A 1151-nucleotide genomic window follows, 5' to 3' on the forward strand; every position below is an offset into this window, starting at 1 on the left:
TCCTATCTTCATTCTGGGAAGGCTTTCAAATAGTAAAGTCTCACCAGACAGCATCACTTATTACCCTGACTCTTAAACCTAACTCTGAGGCTAAGTGCCTTTGTGGTCTTGAAGCCGAAGCTATCCACGAGTATCAATGGCGTCATGTAAAGGATGCCATGTTACTCGGTGTTCCTGTTGAACTTTACGTTCAAACACGAAGGATTAAGTGTCGTAACTGCGGCATAAAAACAGAGTCTATATCTTGGTTAGAGCCTTATGCTCGCATAACGAAGCGCCTAAAAAGCTATATAGAACAACTATTACCTCTTCTTCCCATTAAGCATATCTCCCAATTAACGAGCGTTCATTGGCACACCATTAAGGAAATAGATAAACGACGGCTGAGACAAGTTGTACCGTCAGTAAAATGGGAAGATTTAAGGCAACTCGTCATGGACGAGTTCGCCATCTTTAAAGGACATCGATATGCCACGGTCATCGCTGACGCTAAGACTCACCAAGTCATTTGGATAGGGTTAGGCCGTAGTCGCAAGGACATACGACCGTTCTTCGAGCTGTTAGGCAAGCATGGCAACAATATCGAAGCGGTCGCGATGGATATGAATACGGCTTTTGACCTTGAAGTTCAAGCGCACTGTCCGAACGCAAAAGTCGTTTACGACTTATTCCATGTTGTTGCTAAGTTCGGTCGTGAGGTAATGGATAGAGTCAGAGTCGACCAAGCCAACAAACTCAAGCAAGATAAAAAAGCGAGGCAATGGGTCAAGCGTTCACGCTGGGTGTTGTTGAAAAATAGAGGCAACTTAAATACACAGCAAGACAGCTATCTTACAGAAATATTGAATATCAATAAGGACTTAATGACCACTTACATCCTCGGAGCACAACTCAAAGAGCTTTGGTATTGTGAATCAGAAGTGTATGCCAAGGGGCTCTGGGAGGCGTGGTGGGCACAAGTACAAGAGAGTGGGATTAAGCCATTAAAAGAGTTCGCACGAAAACTGAGTCCTTATCTTCACGGCATTCTCGCATCGGCAAGTTATCCGCTCAACACCTGCACATTGGAAGGGATAAACAACAAGATAAAGCTAATCAAACGAATGGGGTATGGGTATCGAGATACAGACTACTTCTTCTTGAAGATAAAA

The 1151-nt window shown here is 43.8% G+C and carries 1 protein-coding gene; it reads left to right on the plus strand.

Going from position 1 to position 1151, the window contains the following annotated elements; translation table 11 throughout:
* Window positions 1–1151, plus strand: a 1151-nt coding sequence (locus L3V36_RS23830) for an ISL3 family transposase (RefSeq protein WP_237296734.1), incomplete at both ends; no start/stop codon positions are given.

It is taken from the genome of Vibrio sp. G-C-1 (assembly GCF_021728015.1).
Taxonomy (GTDB): Bacteria; Pseudomonadota; Gammaproteobacteria; order Enterobacterales; family Vibrionaceae; genus Vibrio; species Vibrio splendidus.